Annotated in this window: 18 protein-coding genes and 1 tRNA gene; 13 read left to right on the top strand and 6 right to left on the bottom strand. The window is 69.5% G+C overall.

Translation table 11 applies throughout. The features are described 5' to 3' along the window. Positions 1-3: 3 nt before the first annotated feature. The 3 genes from NGH83_RS12185 (at position 4) to NGH83_RS12175 (ending at position 1,412) form a co-directional block, all read left to right on the top strand. Complete coding sequence (locus NGH83_RS12185) at positions 4-342, top strand: DUF3140 domain-containing protein (RefSeq protein WP_251856518.1); 339 nt, start codon at positions 4-6, stop codon at positions 340-342. A gap of 112 nt (positions 343-454) precedes the next feature. Beyond that, positions 455-847 carry a hypothetical protein gene (locus NGH83_RS12180; RefSeq protein ID WP_251856517.1) on the top strand — a complete coding sequence of 131 codons (393 nt, stop codon included), beginning with the start codon at positions 455-457 and terminating at the stop codon, positions 845-847. 34 nt (positions 848-881) lie between these two features. Further along, the gene (locus NGH83_RS12175) at positions 882-1,412 is read left to right on the top strand and encodes a DUF3060 domain-containing protein (protein WP_251856516.1); all 531 of its coding nucleotides are present in this window, start codon (positions 882-884) and stop codon (positions 1,410-1,412) included. Positions 1,413-1,418: 6 nt separating this feature from the next. Here NGH83_RS12175 and NGH83_RS12170 read toward each other — a convergent pair whose 3' ends face one another. Next, positions 1,419-3,089 carry a dolichyl-phosphate-mannose--protein mannosyltransferase gene (locus tag NGH83_RS12170; RefSeq protein WP_251856515.1) on the bottom strand — a complete coding sequence of 557 codons (1,671 nt, stop codon included), beginning with the start codon at positions 3,087-3,089 and terminating at the stop codon, positions 1,419-1,421. Positions 3,090-3,140: 51 nt separating this feature from the next. Here NGH83_RS12170 and rsmI point away from each other — a divergent pair, with 51 nt between their 5' ends. From rsmI to rsmA, 5 genes are all read left to right on the top strand, one after another. After that, complete coding sequence (gene rsmI, locus NGH83_RS12165) at positions 3,141-3,959, top strand: 16S rRNA (cytidine(1402)-2'-O)-methyltransferase (RefSeq protein ID WP_251856514.1); 819 nt, start codon at positions 3,141-3,143, stop codon at positions 3,957-3,959. 184 nt (positions 3,960-4,143) lie between these two features. Further along, positions 4,144-5,091 (top strand): NADP-dependent oxidoreductase, encoded by a 948-nt coding sequence (locus tag NGH83_RS12160; RefSeq protein WP_251856513.1) that lies wholly within the window; start codon positions 4,144-4,146, stop codon positions 5,089-5,091. 42 nt (positions 5,092-5,133) lie between these two features. Next, positions 5,134-6,741 (top strand): methionine--tRNA ligase, encoded by a 1,608-nt coding sequence (gene metG / locus NGH83_RS12155; protein ID WP_251856512.1) that lies wholly within the window; start codon positions 5,134-5,136, stop codon positions 6,739-6,741. Between the two features lie 4 nt (positions 6,742-6,745). Then, a complete protein-coding gene (locus tag NGH83_RS12150; RefSeq protein WP_251856511.1) occupies positions 6,746-7,705 on the top strand; it encodes a TatD family hydrolase in 960 nt (319 codons plus the stop codon). Further along, positions 7,702-8,565: a 16S rRNA (adenine(1518)-N(6)/adenine(1519)-N(6))-dimethyltransferase RsmA gene (rsmA, locus tag NGH83_RS12145; protein ID WP_251856510.1), complete on the top strand. Its 864-nt coding sequence runs from the start codon at positions 7,702-7,704 to the stop codon at positions 8,563-8,565. Before NGH83_RS12150 ends, rsmA begins: the two co-directional genes overlap by 4 nt. A gap of 15 nt (positions 8,566-8,580) precedes the next feature. Here rsmA and NGH83_RS12140 read toward each other — a convergent pair whose 3' ends face one another. Then, the gene (locus tag NGH83_RS12140) at positions 8,581-9,372 is read right to left on the bottom strand and encodes an SDR family NAD(P)-dependent oxidoreductase (RefSeq protein WP_251856509.1); all 792 of its coding nucleotides are present in this window, start codon (positions 9,370-9,372) and stop codon (positions 8,581-8,583) included. A 107-nt stretch (positions 9,373-9,479) separates the two neighbouring features. Here NGH83_RS12140 and NGH83_RS12135 point away from each other — a divergent pair, with 107 nt between their 5' ends. Further along, positions 9,480-9,971, top strand: coding sequence for a MarR family winged helix-turn-helix transcriptional regulator (locus NGH83_RS12135; RefSeq protein WP_251856508.1), 492 nt, complete (start codon positions 9,480-9,482; stop codon positions 9,969-9,971). Positions 9,972-10,061: 90 nt separating this feature from the next. After that, complete coding sequence (locus NGH83_RS12130; RefSeq protein WP_251856507.1) at positions 10,062-10,991, top strand: 4-(cytidine 5'-diphospho)-2-C-methyl-D-erythritol kinase; 930 nt, start codon at positions 10,062-10,064, stop codon at positions 10,989-10,991. Between the two features lie 6 nt (positions 10,992-10,997). Here the strand turns inward: NGH83_RS12130 and NGH83_RS12125 are convergent, their stop codons facing one another. Beyond that, the gene (locus NGH83_RS12125; protein WP_251856506.1) at positions 10,998-11,522 is read right to left on the bottom strand and encodes a molybdenum cofactor biosysynthesis protein; all 525 of its coding nucleotides are present in this window, start codon (positions 11,520-11,522) and stop codon (positions 10,998-11,000) included. An 83-nt stretch (positions 11,523-11,605) separates the two neighbouring features. Between NGH83_RS12125 and NGH83_RS12120 the strand changes: the two genes are divergently transcribed. Then, a complete protein-coding gene (locus tag NGH83_RS12120) occupies positions 11,606-13,411 on the top strand; it encodes an ABC-F family ATP-binding cassette domain-containing protein (RefSeq protein WP_251856505.1) in 1,806 nt (601 codons plus the stop codon). Positions 13,412-14,233: 822 nt separating this feature from the next. On the opposite strand, the gene NGH83_RS12115 is transcribed toward NGH83_RS12120, so the two are convergent. Then, positions 14,234-14,731 carry a MarR family winged helix-turn-helix transcriptional regulator gene (locus tag NGH83_RS12115; protein ID WP_251856504.1) on the bottom strand — a complete coding sequence of 166 codons (498 nt, stop codon included), beginning with the start codon at positions 14,729-14,731 and terminating at the stop codon, positions 14,234-14,236. Between the two features lie 73 nt (positions 14,732-14,804). Between NGH83_RS12115 and NGH83_RS12110 the strand changes: the two genes are divergently transcribed. Beyond that, a tRNA-Gln gene (locus NGH83_RS12110) sits at positions 14,805-14,879 on the top strand. Positions 14,880-15,105: 226 nt separating this feature from the next. Continuing rightward, positions 15,106-15,483 carry a hypothetical protein gene (locus NGH83_RS12105; protein ID WP_251856503.1) on the top strand — a complete coding sequence of 126 codons (378 nt, stop codon included), beginning with the start codon at positions 15,106-15,108 and terminating at the stop codon, positions 15,481-15,483. A 170-nt stretch (positions 15,484-15,653) separates the two neighbouring features. Here the strand turns inward: NGH83_RS12105 and NGH83_RS12100 are convergent, their stop codons facing one another. Together NGH83_RS12100 and NGH83_RS12095 are read right to left on the bottom strand one after the other, a co-directional pair. Continuing rightward, positions 15,654-16,409 carry a ZIP family metal transporter gene (locus NGH83_RS12100; RefSeq protein WP_251856502.1) on the bottom strand — a complete coding sequence of 252 codons (756 nt, stop codon included), beginning with the start codon at positions 16,407-16,409 and terminating at the stop codon, positions 15,654-15,656. 83 nt (positions 16,410-16,492) lie between these two features. Beyond that, on the bottom strand, positions 16,493-17,413 hold the full coding sequence (locus tag NGH83_RS12095; RefSeq protein ID WP_251856500.1) for a dihydrodipicolinate synthase family protein: 921 nt from the start codon (positions 17,411-17,413) through the stop codon (positions 16,493-16,495). Positions 17,414-17,415: the final 2 nt, after the last annotated feature.

Genomic DNA, 17,415 nt, shown 5'->3' with positions numbered 1-17,415 from the left:
GCCATGGCAGAGGCACAGGGACTCGACGAGGTCTGGGACGACTGGAAGAAGAGCGTCAACATGACGCCGTCCGAGCTGACGAAGTGGCTCGACACCGACGAGTCGAAAGAGGTCGGCGACAAGTCCGGCGGCGGCGAGTCGACCGGCCACAAGTCGGGCCGGCGCATCATCGACCTGCTTCAGACGAAGAAGGCCGATCTGAGCGACGACGACGTGAAGTGGATGAAGAAGGTCGTCGGCTACGTCCACCGCCACAGCGCGCAGAAGCCGAGCGGTGACATCGAGCACACCGCGTGGCGGTACTCGCTCATGAACTGGGGCAATGACCCTCTCAAGAAGTGACCCGCTCACGAAGGACTGACGGGGCCGGGCGCGGCTGAGCAACCGCTGAGTCGGCGTCGGCGACGCCCCCGATCGTTTGGCGAGTCAGGTTAGGCGTGCCTAAGATGCCGACGTGGCACGCACCGTTCCGGATCCCTCAGTACACGTCTTCCTCGGCGGTGTGCCCGACGATCTCGTGACGATCGAGGCGATGCTCGCGACGATGCCGATGTGCACCTACGGTCAGGTCGTCATCGAATCCACGGACGAGCTGCCGCTGCTCGATCTGCCCCGTCGCGTCCAGGTGCGTCGTGTGCCGCCGGTGTCCGATGCGTTCGGAGACATCACGGTCGGCGAGGGCGTCGCCCGCGCGGCGGACGCGTGGCTCGACGAGTGGATGCCCGAGGACGCCGCCGAGAAGCCGTGCAGCTTCCACGCGTGGATCGGCTGCGAAGGGAGTCCCGCCGCACGTGCGGCGGCCGCGCGCGTCGACCACTCGCTGCGCGCGGGGCTGTCGGGCAGCTGAGCCCGCCTCCAGGTCGGTCGGACATTCTCGTCGGATGAGACGACCCCTGCAGTCCGCCGTCACGATCGCCGCGGCGGCCCTTCTGCTGACCGCCTGCGTTCCGATCCCGTTCGGACCCCGCGACGCGGGCTCGCGGGAGGGAGACGGTCGAGACCGCGATTCGTCGACCCCGATCCCTTCCGCATCGGAGGCGGCGCCGGACGGGCGTTGCGTCGACGGCGAGGCGCGCATCACCGCACCCGGCGAGTACCGCTTCGACGACTGTGCGAGCATCGCGATCGCGGGCAACGACATCGATGTCGATGCTCGGAGAGTCGAGGTCTTCGAGATCGTCGGCGATCGCAACGAGGTCGACCTCACCTCCGTCGGCACCCTCACTGTGAGCGGCAACGACAACGATGCCGACACCGACGAGCTCGGCTCGCTCTTCCTCAACGGCGATCGCAACGAGATCGACGTCGACACCGTCATCGCAGAGCTCACGATCCGCGGCAACGACAACGAGATCGACGCCGACGAGGTCGGGGCGGTCACTGACGAAGGCGACCGCAACCGGGTCGGCTGAGTGGCATCAGACCCAGCTGGGCAGCCAGACGTGCAGCGTCCAGAACCAGAACGGCGTCTGCATCCCCGTCCACAGCGGATAAAAGAAGGCACTGACCGCGACGACGAGCGCGAGGAACACCACGACGAAGCGTCGCCGGACCGCGAGTTCGCTCCATGACGCTGGAACGATGGCGCGCATCCTGGCCATCGCCGACGTCCACGCGCTCGGAGGAGAGTCACCTCCGTCGACGGAGGAAGCGGCTGGACGCGAGTGCGGGCCCGCGGGAAGGATCCCGAGCACGATCCCCAGCGTCGCCACCAGGCAGAGCAGCAGGGAGGGCTCGAACGCGATGGCGTAGAACTGGAACATCGTGCGGGTCGGGTAGAGCAGCCACGGCAGATACCCGGCGGCGATCCCGGTCAGTACCAGACCCGACAGCCACTCCCGGTGACGGATGAAGCGGTACAGCAGGTAGAGCGCGGCGGCGCATGCCGCCCACCAGAGGATCGGGTTCGCGATCGACCAGACGATCTCGGAGCAGTAGTCGAAGCCGCAGCCGTTCTCGCCGTTCGCGCTGCCCTGGTAGTAGATCTGCGTCGGACGCGCGAGCAGCGGCCAGAGGATGGCGGGCGTCGCGTAGGGGTGGCTCGCGCTCAGCCCGTTGTGGAACGCATAGATGCCGGCGTGCCAGTGCCATAGGTTCTGCAGGACGTCGGGCACCCAGGCCAGAGCACCGGTCCAGCGTTCGCCGCCGTCGGCGATCCAGTTGCGGTCGTAGCCGCCGCTCGTGAGGAACCACCCCGACCAGCTCGCGAGATACGCCACCAGTGCGATCGGGACCATCAGCACGAACGTGACCGGCGCCTGCTTCAGCAGCGTCCCCCAGGCCCACAGGGGGATGCCCGCCCGGCGGCGCTGCAGCGCATCCGCGGCCACGGTGTAGAGCGCGAAGAAGGCCAGGAAGTAGAGCCCCGACCACTTGACCGCGGTCATCAGCCCGAACGCGGCGCCTGCGGCGATGAGCCAGGGCCGGTTCCACAGCGCGGGACCCCAGCGCGACGCCGCCGCACCGGCTCCCTTGTCGAGCCACCGGTCGAGACGCCGGTCGGCGCCCAGGCGGTCGAGCAGCACCGCGCCGAAGCCGAGGAGTCCGAACAGCATGACGAAGTTGTCGAGCAGGCCGACCCGTGACAGCGCGATGGCGTGCCCGTCGATCGCGAACAGACCGCCGGCCAGCACCGTGAGTGTCGTGTTGCGCCACATCCGCTGGGCGATCAGCATCAGCAGGACGACGCCGAGGATGCCCGCGACCGCGACGGAGAGCCGCCACCCGGTCGGGTCGGTCGGCCCGAGTGCGGCGATGCCGAGCGCGATCAGCCACTTGCCGAGCGGCGGATGCGCGGGATAGGAGGCCGTCGTCCGGAAGACGTCGACGTCGCCCGAGTTGAACGACTCGTCGGCTCCATCGGGCCAGGAGCCCTCGTAACCGAGGTTGAGGATCGTCCACGCGTCCTTCACGTAGAAGGTCTCGTCGAACATCAGCGTCGCCGGGTGCCCCAGGCTCTGCAGGCGCAGGACGGCGGCGAGGATCGTGACGCCGATCGGCCCACCCCAGCGCCACCACGGTGACGCCGCGACGACCGCCCACCGGCCTCGGCCCGCGGTCTTCTCGCGGAGAGTGGGGGCGGCGCTCACCCGCCCACCCTAGACGCCGACGGGCGCTGCGCCGCGTGGGACACTGGGGGAGTGCTCGTGCTCGCCGCAACGCCGATCGGCAACCTCGGCGACGCGACCGGCCGACTCGTCGAGACGTTGAAGACGGCCACCGTCATCGCCGCCGAGGACACCCGTGTGGTGCAGCGGCTGATGCGCGGACTCGGTGTCGAGTCCCGTCCTCGGCTCATCTCGCTGAACGATCACAACGAACGCGAACGCATCGGCGAACTCGTCGCGCTCGCCGCGGATGCCGACGTGCTGGTCGTGAGCGACGCGGGCATGCCGACGGTGTCCGATCCCGGGTACCGGCTGGTCGCGGCGGCCGTCGACGCCGGCGTCGCGGTTACGGCGTTGCCCGGTGCCTCCGCGGTGCCGACCGCGCTCGCCGTGTCCGGCCTGCCGACCGACCGGTTCGCATTCGAGGGGTTCCCACCGAGGAAGCAGGGCGAACGTCGCGCGCTTCTCGCGTCGCTGGCTCGCGAATCGCGCACCCTCGTCTTCTTCGAGTCGCCGCAGCGGCTCGGCGATTTCCTCGCCGACCTGTCGGAGACGTTCGGCGCCGACCGTCGTGTCGTCGTCTGTCGCGAGCTGACGAAGCTGCACGAAGAGGTCGTGCGCGGCACCGCCGCCGACCTCGCCGAGCGGTTCGTCGATGGAGCGCGCGGCGAGATCTGCGTCGTGGTGGAGGGCGCGGCCGCCGCCGTCGTGTCGCTCGAGGACGGGGTGCGCCAGGTGCTCGCGCTCGTCGCATCGGGTGCCCGGCTCAAGGAGGCGGCGTCCGAGGTCGGGGCCGAGACCGGGCTGTCCCGTCGCGACCTGTACGAGGCCGCTCTCGCCGCTCGACGCTGACCTCCCATTCCGTTCGGCTGAAGCTCGGCGCGGCATCAGGAATCGCCCTTTGGCTCGACATCCGCCCGGCGAACGCGGGCAAGATGCGGCGAGCGGCATGAGAGAACCCTGGATTCCGCCGCTCATCCCAGTTTCGATTCCGACACTTGCTCAGGTGAAGATCCGATGGCGAGATGGAGGAACGATGTCGACAGCGGTCCGATTCAGCGCGTACGGCGGTCCCGATGTGCTCGAGCTCGTGCAGGTCGACGACCCGGCTCCTGGGCCCGGCGAGGTGAAGGTGGCCGTCGTCGCGGCCGGCGCGAACCCGGGCGAGATCGGCATCCGCGAGGGCGCCATGGCCGAGCTCTATCCGGCGCGGTTCCCCGAGGGGCAGGGCAGCGACTTCGCGGGTCTCGTCGCCGCGGTCGGCTCCGACGTGACCGGCTTCTCGGCCGGTGACGAGGTCATCGGTTTCAGCGACGGACGCAACGCCCAGGCCGAGTTCGTCACCGTGGCCGCCGACCGGCTGATCGCGAAGCCCGAAGGGCTCGACTGGCACACCGCGGGCTCGCTCTACGTCGTCGGCACCACCGCGTGGGCCTGCGTCGACGCCGTCGACGCGAAGGAGGGCGACACGGTCGTCGTCGCGGGAGCGGCGGGCGGCGTCGGGGTCCTCGCCACTCAACTCGCCATCGGGCGCGGCGCCACCGTGATCGCCGCCGCGAGCGAGGCGCGTCACGACTACCTCCGAGGGCTCGGCGCGGTGCCCGTCGTCTACGGCGACGGACTGGCCGACCGCATCCGACGTGCAGCACCCCGTGGGGTCGACGCGATGATCGACGCGCACGGCGGGGGATACGTCGATCTGGCGGTGGAGCTCGGAGTCGCGACGTCGCGGATCAACACGATCATCGACTTCGACGCGGCGGAGCGCACCGGCGCGTCGACGAAAGGTCAGGACTCGGTCGAGCCCGCCCCGGTGCTCAGGGAGCTCGCTCGGCTCCTCGCCAGCCGGCAGGTGGAGCTGCCCGTGTATGCCAGCTTCCCGCTCGAGCGCGTCCGCGACGCCTACGAGCAGGTCGCGAAGGGGCACGGGCTCGGCAAGGTCGTGATCGACATCCGCCCCCTCGCGCCCAGGAGGGTCGCGTAACCGCGCACGGCGGCACGCCGCTACGAAAGTAGGATGTCAGCCATGTCTTCCGGCGACTCCTTCTACATCACGACGCCGATCTTCTACCCGAGCGACGTCCCGCACATCGGCCACGGGTACACCGAGGTCGCCGCTGACGTGCTCGCGCGCTGGCACCGGCAGGCGGGCGACGACACGTGGCTGCTCACCGGCACCGACGAGCACGGCCAGAAGATGCTGCGCACCGCCGCGGCCGGGGGCATGACGCCCGGCGAGTGGGCCGATCGTCTCGTCGCCGAATCCTGGATCCCGCTGCTGAAGACTCTCGACATCGCCAACGACGACTTCATCCGCACCACGCAGCCCCGCCACGAAAGCGGGGTGCAGGCGTTCGTGTCGAAGCTGCACGACGACGGCTACATCTACACCGGCGAGTACGAGGGCTACTACTGCGTCGGCTGCGAGGAGTACAAGCAGCAGAGCGAGCTCGTCGAGGGCACCGGACCCTTCGAAGGGCAGCTGGTGTGCGCCATCCACTCGAAGCCGGTCGAGCTTCTTCAGGAGCGCAACTACTTCTTCCGCATGAGCGACTTCCAGGAGAAGCTGCTCGCCCTCTACGAGGCCCGGCCCGACTTCGTGCAGCCCGAGAGCGCCCGCAACGAGGTCGTCTCGTTCGTGAAGCAGGGACTCGCCGACCTGTCGATCTCGCGGTCGAGCTTCGACTGGGGCATCCCGATCCCGTGGGACTCGGACCACATCCTCTACGTCTGGTTCGACGCCCTGCTGAACTACGCGACCGCCGTCGGCTACGGCGTCGACGAGAAGAACTTCGAGCGCCGCTGGCCCGGGGTGCAACTCGTCGGCAAGGACATCCTCCGCTTCCACGCCGTCATCTGGCCCGCGATGCTGATGGCCGCGGGCCTGGAAGTGCCGAAGCACGTCTTCGCGCACGGCTGGTTGCTCGTCGGCGGCGAGAAGATGTCGAAGTCGAAGCTCACCGGCATCGCCCCCGAGCAGATCACCGACGTGTTCGGCTCGGATGCGTTCCGCTACTACTTCATGCGCGCGATCACCTTCGGTCAGGACGGCTCGTTCAGCTGGGAGGACCTGTCGGCCCGCTACCAGGCCGAGCTCGCGAACGGTTTCGGCAATCTCGCCTCCCGCGTCACCGCGATGATCACGAGGTACTGCGACGGCGTCGTCCCGGCCGAAGCCCTGCCGACCGACGCCGACCTCGTGGTGCGTCGCACCGTCGAGAAGGCGGTCGCCGACTCCGACGCCGCGATCGAGCGTTTCGCGATCCACGAGGCCATCGCGGCCGTCTGGACGATCGTCGACGAGCTGAACGGCTACATCACCGAGCAGGAACCGTGGGTGCTCGCGAAGAATCCCGCGAACCGCGACCGGTTGTCCACCGTGCTGTACACGGCGGCCGAGGGGCTGCGCGCGCTCGCCGTGCTGCTCTCGCCGGTGATCCCGAAGGCGACCGCGAAGCTGTGGACGTCGCTCGGAGCCGAGCAGAGCGTCGGTGCGCTCGCCGACCAGCGTCTCCGCGAGGCCGGACGGTGGGGTGTCCTGCCCGCCGGATCGACCGTCACGAAGCTCGAAGCGCTCTTCCCGCGCATCGAGCAGGAAGTCGAGGACGCCGCCGCCCCGACGCCGGCGGCGTGATCGGATGAGCAGCTCCCTTCCTCCCATGCACCTGCGCGGCCGTGACGGCGGCGACCGGGCCGAGCTCGAGTACCCGCCTCTGCCCGAAGCGCTGACCGTGCCGGTGTACGACAACCACACCCACCTCGAAATCTCTGACGGCGCGAACTCGCTCGACTATCGCGAGCACCTGGATCGCGCTTCCGCGGTCGGCGTGCGTGGCGTCGTGCAGGTCGGAACCGACCTCGAGACGAGCCGCTGGTCGGCCGAGATCGCGGCCAACGAGCCGCGGATGCTGGCGGCCGTGGCACTGCACCCCAACGAAGCGCCCGACCTCGCCGCCCGTGGCGCGCTGCACGACGCACTCGCCGAGATCGAGGAACTCGCGGGGCGACCCCGGGTGCGCGCCATCGGCGAGACCGGGCTCGACTTCTTCCGCACCGGCGAAGACGGCCGTGCGGCGCAGTTCGAGAGCTTCGAGGCGCACATCGAGATCGCGAAGGCGTACGGCCTCGCGCTGCAGATTCACGACCGCGACGCCCACGACGACGTGATCGACACGCTCGAGCGGGTCGGTGCCCCCGAGAAGACGGTCTTCCACTGCTTCTCCGGCGACATCGAACTCGCCCGGACCATCGCCGACAACGGCTGGTACGCCTCGTTCGCGGGCACGGTCACGTTCAAGAACGCGCAGAACCTGCGTGACGCGCTCGAGTTCCTCCCGCGCTCGCAGCTGCTGCTCGAGACAGACGCCCCCTACCTGACGCCGACCCCGCTGCGCGGCCGCCCCAACGCCCCTTACCTGCTGCCGTACACGCTGCGGTTCATGGCCGACTACCTCGGCACCGAGGCGTCGATGCTCGCCGCGCAGATCTCGTCGAACACCGAGCTGGTCTACGGGTCGTGGGACGCCGAGCCGCCCGAGCCCGACCTCGGCACCGCCGGGGTCGTCGAGCCGGACCCGGCACCCGCCGACCTGGCATGAGCGCGACCCCGTCGCTGCTCGGGCCAGCCGAGGTCCGCGAGCTCGCGGCGCGGCTCGACGTGACGCCCACGAAGAAGCTGGGCCAGAACTTCGTCATCGACGCGAACACGGTGCGGCGCATCGTCCGCCTCGCGGGCGTACGGCCGGGCGACAGGGTGGTCGAGGTGGGTCCTGGTCTCGGGTCGCTCACCCTCGGCATCCTCGAGGCGGGCGCGGAGGTGGTCGCGGTGGAGATCGACCCGCGCTTGGCGGCCGAACTGCCGGCGACGGTGACCGCGTTCGCGGGCGACGAGGGCGCCGCCCGCCTCACCGTCATCGAATCGGATGCGCTGAAGGTCACCGCACTGCCCGACCCCGCGCGGTTCGTCGCGAACCTGCCCTACAACGTGTCGGTGCCCGTGCTGCTGCACTTCCTGGAGCACTTCCCGAGCATCCGATCGGGCGTCGTGATGGTGCAGTCGGAGGTGGGGGAGCGCATCGCCGCGGCCCCCGGCTCCAAGGTCTACGGCTCTCCGAGCGTCAAGGCCGCCTGGTACGGGGACTTCACCATCGCAGGGCGGGTCGGACGCCAGATCTTCTGGCCGGTGCCGAACGTCGACTCGGTGCTCGTCGGTTTCACCCGCGACGACGAACAGCCGGGCGACGAGGCCCTGCGTCGGAGCGTGTTCGGCCTGGTCGACGCCGCGTTCGGTCAGCGACGCAAGATGCTGCGCCAGGCGCTGTCGGCACCGCTCGGTTCGAGCGACCGGGCGATCGCCGTGCTCGAGGCCGCCGGGGTCGATCCGACCGCGCGCGGAGAGCGGCTCACGATCGACGACTTCCTCGCCATCGCGCGCGCCGACGAGGCCGCCGCGTCCTGACACCGCCGACGTCGGTCACAGCATCCCGGTGAGCACACCGCCGTCGGCTCGGACCGCGGCGCCATTGGTGGCGGAGGACCGCGGGCTCGCCAGGTAGGCGACGAGGTCGGCGATCTCGTTCGGCTCGATGAAGCGCTGCAGGAGCGAAGTGCGGTTGCCGGCGGCGAGGGTGGCCTTGAGCTCGTCCGCATCGATCTCTTGCGCACGCGAGATCTGCTCGACCACGCCTGCGACCCCGTCCGAGTAGGTGGGCCCGCCGACCACCGTGTTCACGGTGACCTCCGTGCCGCGCGTCAACTTCGCGAGACCGTTGCCGAGCGCCAGCAGGCCCGCCTTCATCACGCCGTAGTGGATCATGTCGGCGGGGACGTCGATCCCCGATTCGCTGCTGATGAGGATGATGCGCCCCCAGCCGCGGGCGAGCATCGGGTCGATCAGGCCGCGCGACAAGCGGACCGCGCTCAACAGATCGACCTCGAAATACCTCTGCCACTCGGCGTCGTCGACCTCCTCGAACGGGGCCAAACCGAAGATCCCGACATTGGCCACCACGATGTCCACGTCTTCGAGGCTCTCCACGAGAGCGGCGACCTCGACGGGGTGGGCGAAGTCGGCCGCGATCCCGTCGACCGAGGCTCCGGGCACCGAGACCCGCAGCGAGGCGACGGCACCATTCACCCGTTCCGGGTCGCGGCCGTTGATGATCACGGCGGCGCCCTCGGACAGTAGCGCACGTGCGATCGCGAAGCCGATGCCCCGCGTCGAACCGCTGACGAAGGCCCGCTTTCCCTGCAATCGGAGATCCATGTCTTTCCCATCCGAACCGCCGCGAGCGCGACCGATTCACTTGCTTGATCAAGTCATGCCCATCGTTTATCACTTTCCTGATCAAGTCAAACCGCTAGGCTGGAGCGGTGATCGAAGACCGAACGACCCGCCGTCTGGATGGGGATGACCTCGAAACCTGGTCGGCGCTCGCGACGGTGCTCGAGTGGCTGCCTGCGGCTCTCGACGAGCAGCTGCAGCGCGACGCGCAGGTGACCCACTTCGAGTACGGCATCCTTTACGCTCTGGCGAATGCGCCCGAAGCCACGCTTCGGATGAGCGTGCTCGCGGGTTTCGCGAACAGTTCGCTGTCCCGCCTCTCGCGGGCTGCGACCCGACTCGAAGCTCGAGGGTGGGTGCAGCGCGCCACCGACCCGGCCGACGGGCGATTCACGCTTGCGATGTTGACGGAGTCAGGACGGGCGAAGTTCGCCGAAGCGAGTCCCGGTCACGTCGAACTCGTGCATCGCGTGGTGCTCGATCGACTCACGAAGCAGCAGAAGCGACAGCTCCGCGAGATCACTAGTCGACTGTTGAGCGGCATACGGGATGACGAAGGATGGCGACCCTCGGCTTCCTGATCGACGTCGCGGACAGCCGCGGTAGACAGTTCGCGCGTCTCGCGACGCCGCCGTTCTCAAGCACCTCTACGGACCCGTTAGGTTGGAAGCATGGGCGCGGCGGGAAAACCGGTGCTGGTGAAGGCACCCGGCAAGCTGAACGTGTTCATGCGTGTGGGTCAGCTCCAGGAGGACGGCTACCACGACGTCGCCACCGCCTACCAGGCGGTCTCCCTCTGCGAAGAGGTGAAGGCGTCGCCGGCGAGCGACTTCTCGGTCAGCTTCGAGGGCCCGATCGACGTCAACGGGCTCGAACTCGACGGCTCGAACATCGCCATCAAGGCGGCTCGCCTGCTCGCGCGCACCGTCGACTACCGAGGCGGCGTGCGGCTCGAGATCACCAAGCGCGTCCCGATTGCAGGAGGCATGGGCGGCGGGTCCGCTGATGCGGCCGCCACCCTTGTGGCCTGCGACGCGCTCTGGGGCCTCGGCCTCAGCCGCGAGGACCTGCACGCCATCGCCGCTCGCCTCGGCGCCGACGTGCCGTTCGCACTGATGGGCGGTACCGCAGTCGGCACCGGTCGCGGCGACGAGCTGAGCCCCGCTCTCGCGAAGGGCAGCTTCCACTGGGTGCTCGTGCTCGCCGATTACGGCCTCAGCACACCGCGGGTGTACCGGGAGCTCGACCAGCACCGCGAGCGCAACGCCGCCGATCTCTCACCCGCGGTCGTCGCGCCGCAGGTCGACGCCGACGTGTTACAGGCGCTGCGCGCCGGCGACCCGCACATGCTCGCCGAGAGCCTGCACAACGACCTGCAAGCGGCGTCGCTCCACCTGGCGCCGGCGCTCGCTGGCGTGCTCGAGCTCGGCGAGCGCAACGGCGCCCTCGCGGGCATCGTCTCCGGTTCCGGGCCGACGATCGCCTTCCTCGCCGCGGACCTCGACTCGGCCATCTCGCTGCAGATCGCACTCTCCGCCGCGCGGCTCAACGTCACCCGCGTCACCGGACCGGTGCAAGGCGCTCGCGTCCTGCACGACTGATCGACCTCAGTCGAGGATCGTCAGAGTCGCAGGGCCCTTGGTCAGCACGCCGTTGGTGAGCGGTTCGCAGCGGATGCCGCCGCCGCCACGGAGGGCCTTGAAGGCGCCCGGCGCGAGCATCACGTCCATCCACGCGCACGGGTTCGCGGGCCGGTGCCCCTGGAACTCCACGGGTCCGTCGCCGCTGTCGAGCACGAAGCGGCGGCCCTTCAACGCGTCCACGTCCGCTCCGCGCAGCATGATGTTGCGGCGGGTGGCGGCGAAGTCGGGCACGGCGTCGAGGCCGAGCGCGGGCACCAGAGCCTCGACCTTCTCGACCGCCATGACGGTGGCGGACGCGCGGCGGTGGGCAGGCCGGTTGAAGTGGCGGTCGCCGACCACCCCGAGTCCCGCCTTGAGCTCGATCCGCGTGCGCACCTCAACCGGAGTCGCAGGTGCCGGGCCATCGGCGGGGCGTCCCTCGTAGCGGTGAGTGGGCGCCGCGAGCAGGAGCACGATCTCGACGTCGTGTCGGTCGCTGAACTCGGGCATCCGCGAAGCCTAACGCCCGAGGAGCCGGCGCCCGCCGCTTCCCGGGTGCGAGGCGCCTCGCCGCGCCGCCTACGCTTTCAGGCATGGCACATCTCCTCGGCGCCGAGCGTCTCGGTCTCGAGTTCCCCACCAAGGTCGTTTTCGAATCGGTCACCGTCGGCGTCGGGGACGGTGACCGCATCGGCATCGTCGGCCGCAACGGCGACGGCAAGTCGTCGCTCATGCGCATGCTCGCCGGCGACCTCGAACCCGACTCGGGCCAGGTGACCAGACGTAGCGGCGTCCGGATCGGCGTGCTCACCCAGCGCGACGCGTTCGGCTCCGCGTCCACCGTGTCGGAGGCCATCGTCGGCAGCACCCCCGAGCACGAGTGGGCGGGTGACGCTCGCATCCGCGACGTGATCGCCGGACTCGTCACCGACCTCGACTGGCACGCCCCGCTCGAGTCGCTGTCGGGCGGCCAGCGCCGCCGGGTCTCCCTCGCCGCGCTGCTCGTCGGCGACTGGGACGTCCTCATGCTCGACGAGCCCACCAACCATCTCGACGTCGAAGGCATCGCCTGGCTCGCCGAGCATCTGAAGCGCCGCTGGTCGGCCACCTCGTCGGCGCTCGTCGTCGTCACCCACGACCGCTGGTTCCTCGACGAGGTGTGCAACACCACGTGGGAGGTGCACGACCGCATCGTCGAACCGTTCGAAGGCGGCTACGCGGCGTACATCCTGCAGCGCGTCGAGCGCGACCGGATGGCGGCGGCGACCGAGGCGAAGCGGCAGAACCTGATGAAGAAGGAGCTGGCGTGGCTGCGCCGCGGGGCTCCGGCGCGTACCGCGAAGCCCAAGTTCCGGATCGAGGCCGCCAACCAGCTCATCGAGGACGTACCGCCGGTGCGCGACACCGTGTCGCTCACCCGCATGGCGACCGCGCGGCTCGGCAAGGACGTCGTCGACCTGCTCGACGTCTCGTTCGCGTACGGCGACCGTCCCGTGCTGGGCGGCATCGAATGGCGGATCGCGCCGGGTGAGCGCACCGGCATCCTCGGGGCGAACGGGGCAGGCAAGAGCACGCTGCTCGGGCTCGTCACCGGCGCGTTGCAACCGACCTCCGGGCGGGTCAAGCACGGGAAGACGATCAAGGTGGCGACCCTCACGCAGCAGCTCGAGGGGCTCGACGAGGTCGCCGACGAACGGGTCAGCGCCGTAGTCGGTCGGCTCCGCACCAGCTACGTGAGCGGCACCGGGTCGAGCGCCGTCGAGCTGACACCGGGGCAGCTGCTCGAGCGGCTCGGGTTCTCGTCGGCGCAGCTGTCGACCCCCGTGAAGGATCTGTCGGGTGGGCAGAAGCGTCGGCTGCAGCTGCTGCTGATCCTGCTCGACGAGCCGAACGTGCTGATCCTCGACGAGCCCACAAACGACCTCGACACCGACATGCTCGCCGCGATGGAGGACCTGCTCGACTCGTGGCCGGGCACCCTCGTGGTCGTCTCGCACGACCGATACTTGATGGAGCGGGTCACCGATCAGCAGTACGCGGTGATCGGCGGACACCTCCAGCATCTGCCCCGTGGCGTGGAGGAGTACCTCGAGCTGCGGCGCGCGCAGGAGCGGGCGGCGGCGGGGACGGCGGCTGTGGCTGCGCCTGTCGCTACGGCGGCGGCTCCCGCCCTGTCGGGCGCCGATCGGCGTGCGGCGGAGAAGGAGGTCGCGTCGCTCGATCGCCGCATCGAGAAGGCGACGGCCGAGAAGCAACAGCTGCACGACGCGTTCGCGACGCACGACCAGTCCGACTACGAGGGACTGGCGGCGCTGCAGCAGCGCCTCGCCGACGTGGATGCCCGCATCGTCGACTTTGAGACCCGCTGGCTGGAACTCTCGGAACACCTCGAGTCCTGAGGCGGCGGCGCGCGCTGCATCCCGGTCGTCGAGTAGGCGCGCCAGCGCCGTATCGAGTCCCCCGCGCAAGCGTGCGCGGTGGGCCGAGGCTCGAGTAGCGAGGAACGAGCGCAACGAGAGCGAAGTTCCGGACGTTGATGCGGTGGTCTCGATGCGCTTCGCTTACTCGACCCGTCTCGATACGCTCCTTCGTCGCTACTCGACGACCGGGGGTATGGCCCGCTCGTTGAGCGAAGCGATACGGAGGGCGCGGTTCGCAATTCCGGTCGTCGAGTAGGGCCGCCAGGCCCGTATCGAGACGGCTCGAGTAAGCGACGAAGGAGCGCATCGAGAGCGCAGTTCGGAAGGTTGGCGCCATGGTCTCGGTGCGCTTCGCTTACTCGACCCGTTTCGATACGCTCCTTCGTCGCTACTCAACGACCGGGTCAGGGGCCGCTCGTTGAGCGAAGCGATACGAAGGGTGCGAGTCCACGCCCGGTCGTCGAGTAGGGCCGCCAGGCCCGTATCGAGTCCCCCGCGCAAGCGTGCGCGGTGGGCCCAGGCTCGAGTGAGCGACGAAGGAGCGCATCGAGAGCGCAGTTTCGGACGTCCCGGCGGTGGTCTCGGTGCGCTTCGCTTACTCGACCCGTTTCGATACGCTCCTTCGTCGCTACCGGGCGACCGGGAGTTCGGTCGTCGAGTAGGCGCGCCAGCGCCGTATCGAGACGGCTCGAGTAAGCGACGAAGGAGCGCATCGAGAGCGCAGTTCCGGACGTGCCAGCGGTGGTCTCGATACGCTCCTTCGTCGCTACTCAACGACCGGTGAAAGAGCGCAGCGCCGGGTCAGATGATGTCGAAGGCGATGCTCAGGCGGCGGAGCAGGGCGCCGAGTTCGTCGAGGTCCGTGGGGGAAAGGTCGCCCAGTAGGTCGTTCTCCGCGTCGAGCAGCCGACTGATCGCCTCGTCGACGCGGGTGCGCCCCTCGGCGGTGAGGGCGACGAGCACGCCGCGCCCGTCACCTGGGTCGCTACGGCGTTCGACGAGTCCGCGCTGCTCGAGCCGGTCGATCCGGTTCGTCATGGTGCCCGACGACACCCGGTTCTGCGCGAGCAACGCCTTCGGGCTCAGCTCCGACGGGTCACCGGCGCGACGCAGGGCCGACAGCACGTCGAACTCCCAGGAGTCGATGCCGGCGTGCGCGAACGAGGTGCGGCGGGCGCGCTCGAGGTGCAGGGCGAGCCGCTTCACCCTCGACAGCACCTGCAGGGGCGCGAAGTCGAGATCGGGCCGCACAGCCTGCCATGCGTCGACGATGCGATCGACCTCGTCGTTCTCCGGCATTCCCTCATTATCGTGGCCGTCGGCCTGAGCCTTCCGCTCTGGCAGAATTGCTGCGATCCGGCGTGCCGGACGGTCCGCCCTGGTGTAACGGCAGCACGACAGCCTTTGGAGCTGTTAGGACCAGGTTCGAATCCTGGGGGCGGAGCCACCACCGGCCGTCTCGCGCATGCTCCTACGGTCGAGATGCCCAGTTCTGCGGGTCTCGGGCGCCGAACACTCGCAGAAGTGGGCACCTCGACTCCGCCACCGCGGCCGCTCCGGGCACATTCCCGACTCGTACTCAGGCGTCCCGCCCGCATCGCCCAGGGTTTGCTCCGTTGCGCTTTCTAGCGTCGATGCGGTCGGCGAACGGCGGCGACGGAACGGAGGCGGTAATGGCGAAGGCGATCGCGATCATGGTGGGCGTCATTATGGGGTCGCACGGCCTCATCGGGCTCTTCATCGAAGGCCAGCACATGCTGATCTTCAATGTCGACATCGCGCTCGACGTGCTCTACCTCGTCTCCGCCGCGATCCTGCTCTTCGTCGGCTTCGTCCCCGTCAGCGCGCTCGTCGTGCGCGGGGGCTCGCTCCTCGTGGCGGCGGCACTCACCCTGGCCGGGCTCCTCGGGATGGCCGACGACCAGCTCGGCGGCGCCGCCCCGACCGGCCTCACCCTGATGGATCTCGTGATTCTGTTCGGGCTCGCCGCGGCGCTCGTCACTGGCGGCGTCTGGCCTCGCGCTGCCGAGCCGATCGAGAACTTCGACTGACCGTGGGACAGGATCGCGGACTCATGGACGACGCCGTCCCGCACTGCGAGGCGTGCGCCCGTCCGCTCACCGCTGACGGGGCCGACCGTTGGGTGTGCGACAACTTCGACTGCGAGCGCCGAGGGACGCCGATCGCGATCCCGACATGACGGCGGCGGAGGGGCGGCGACTCAGCCGAGCTCGTGCAGCGTGAAGGCGGTGAGGAAGCCCGCCGTCGCGAACAGCCCGGTGAGCACTTTGTCGCGCTGAAACGCCTCGGGGATCATCGTGTTCGACAGCATCGCGAGGATGCCGCCCGCCGCGATCGTCGTCACGAACGCGACGGTGTTCGCGCCGGCGCCGCCGAAGAAGAGGTAGCCGAGCAACGCGGCGAGGGTGGAAGCGCCGGCGATGCCGCCCCACACGCCGAAGACGTAACCCGCCCGCCGGCCGTCGGCCTTCATGCCCGCGGTGCTCGACAGCCCTTCCGGGATGTTCGAGATGGCAATCGCGGCGATGATCGGCACGCTGAGTCCACCGCCGCCCGCGACGCTGAGCCCCAGCACGATCGACTCGGGGATGCCGTCGATGAGCGCGCCGACCGCGATCGCCGATCCGCTGCCACCCGAATCGTTCCCGTCGCCCGCTCGCGTCCCGCCGGCGTTCTTGCGACCGCGGCCTCCTCGGCGCGAGACGAGCCAGTCGGCGACGACGAAGAGCACCGCGCCGGCGAGGAAGCCGGTCACAGTCGGAAGCAGACCGCCGACGTCGTTCGCCTCCTCGACCAGCTCGTAGGCGAGCGCTGAGATGAGAACGCCGGCGCCGAACGCCATCACCCCGGCGACGACCGATCGGGGCACGTGCACGAAGTACGCGATGGCGGCACCGAGCAGCAGTGTGCTCGCGCCGATCAGCCCGCTGACGCCGGCGAGCAGCCAATCACTCATGCGACCCGATCACCCATAGGGCTCAGCGTAGGCGCGACGAAGGGCCCGGCGCGCGAACGCACCGGGCCCTTCGTCGCACCGGGTCAGCGGTACTGCGCGATTACCCGATCGATCTCAGCGAGCGCGGCGGCGTCCGGCGCGTCGATCGCCATGCGGACGTGCGTGTCGACGACGTCGAGTGTGCGGTACGCGGCCTTCATCCGCGCCATGTTGCCGCCGATGACGGAGACCACGTCGTCGACCGCCGCCTGCGCGGCGGTGAGCCGGTCCGCGTCGCCGGAGTCGGCCGCGGCGGCGAGCTCCCGGAATGGCTTCGGCAGCACCGACGAGACTCCCGAGACCACGCCCTGGGCGCCGTGGTCGGCGGCGAAGGCCAGATCGCGGTCGGCGCCGGTGTAGAGCCGGAACTCCGCAGGAACAACGGCGCGGTAGGCGTCGAGGGTCTCGAACGGCTCCTCGCTCACCTTGGCGCCGACGACGTTCGGCAGCTCGGCGAGCTTCGCGATGAGTTCGGGGTTCACGAAGTTGCCGCTGCGGAACTTGTAGATGTAGAGGTAGACATCGAGGTCGCCCGCCTCATCCGAGATGCGACTGAAGTAGTCGAGCAACCCCGCGTCGGTCGTCGGCAGGTAGTACGGCGTCAGCGCCGCGAGCTCACGGGCACCGGAGTCGCGTGCGTGTCGCACGTACTCGAGCGCCTCGGAGGTGCTGACACCTCCGGCGTGGACGACGACGCGCATCCGGTCGCCGAGCTCCTCGAGAGCGAGGTCGGCGACGGCCTTGCGCTCGTCGCGGGTCATCGCCGGGAACTCGCCGGTGGTGCCCAGCACGAAGGCGCCCTCGTTGCCGGACTCGCCGACGTAGCGGAGGATCTTCCGGCTGCCGTCGAGGTCGAGCGCTCCGTCGGCGTCGAACGCCGTCGGCACCGCCGTGAGGATGTCGCGCCGCGTCGTCGCGCCTCCGTCGGCCTGGTCGAGGGTGGGGTGTTCTGCAAGGTCGGTCACGT

It is taken from the genome of Herbiconiux sp. L3-i23, from assembly GCF_023734115.1.
In the GTDB taxonomy this organism is placed as follows: domain Bacteria; phylum Actinomycetota; class Actinomycetes; order Actinomycetales; family Microbacteriaceae; genus Naasia.
The sequence above is the reverse complement of the archived record's forward strand: the minus strand, read 5'-3'. Positions and strand labels throughout refer to the sequence as shown.

What these genes read in the sequence shown, in the direction of transcription:
- NGH83_RS12185 (WP_251856518.1), top strand. Translation starts at nt 4, where the DNA reads ATGGCAGAGGCACAGGGACTCGACGAGGTCTGGGACGACTGGAAGAAG.
- NGH83_RS12175 (WP_251856516.1), top strand. Translation starts at nt 882, where the DNA reads ATGAGACGACCCCTGCAGTCCGCCGTCACGATCGCCGCGGCGGCCCTT.
- NGH83_RS12160 (WP_251856513.1), top strand. Translation starts at nt 4,144, where the DNA reads ATGTCGACAGCGGTCCGATTCAGCGCGTACGGCGGTCCCGATGTGCTC.
- metG (WP_251856512.1), top strand. Translation starts at nt 5,134, where the DNA reads ATGTCTTCCGGCGACTCCTTCTACATCACGACGCCGATCTTCTACCCG.
- NGH83_RS12150 (WP_251856511.1), top strand. Translation starts at nt 6,746, where the DNA reads ATGAGCAGCTCCCTTCCTCCCATGCACCTGCGCGGCCGTGACGGCGGC.
- rsmA (WP_251856510.1), top strand. Translation starts at nt 7,702, where the DNA reads ATGAGCGCGACCCCGTCGCTGCTCGGGCCAGCCGAGGTCCGCGAGCTC.
- NGH83_RS12140 (WP_251856509.1), bottom strand. Translation starts at nt 9,372, where the DNA reads ATGGATCTCCGATTGCAGGGAAAGCGGGCCTTCGTCAGCGGTTCGACG.
- NGH83_RS12130 (WP_251856507.1), top strand. Translation starts at nt 10,062, where the DNA reads ATGGGCGCGGCGGGAAAACCGGTGCTGGTGAAGGCACCCGGCAAGCTG.
- NGH83_RS12125 (WP_251856506.1), bottom strand. Translation starts at nt 11,522, where the DNA reads ATGCCCGAGTTCAGCGACCGACACGACGTCGAGATCGTGCTCCTGCTC.
- NGH83_RS12120 (WP_251856505.1), top strand. Translation starts at nt 11,606, where the DNA reads ATGGCACATCTCCTCGGCGCCGAGCGTCTCGGTCTCGAGTTCCCCACC.
- NGH83_RS12115 (WP_251856504.1), bottom strand. Translation starts at nt 14,731, where the DNA reads ATGCCGGAGAACGACGAGGTCGATCGCATCGTCGACGCATGGCAGGCT.
- NGH83_RS12105 (WP_251856503.1), top strand. Translation starts at nt 15,106, where the DNA reads ATGGCGAAGGCGATCGCGATCATGGTGGGCGTCATTATGGGGTCGCAC.
- NGH83_RS12100 (WP_251856502.1), bottom strand. Translation starts at nt 16,409, where the DNA reads ATGAGTGATTGGCTGCTCGCCGGCGTCAGCGGGCTGATCGGCGCGAGC.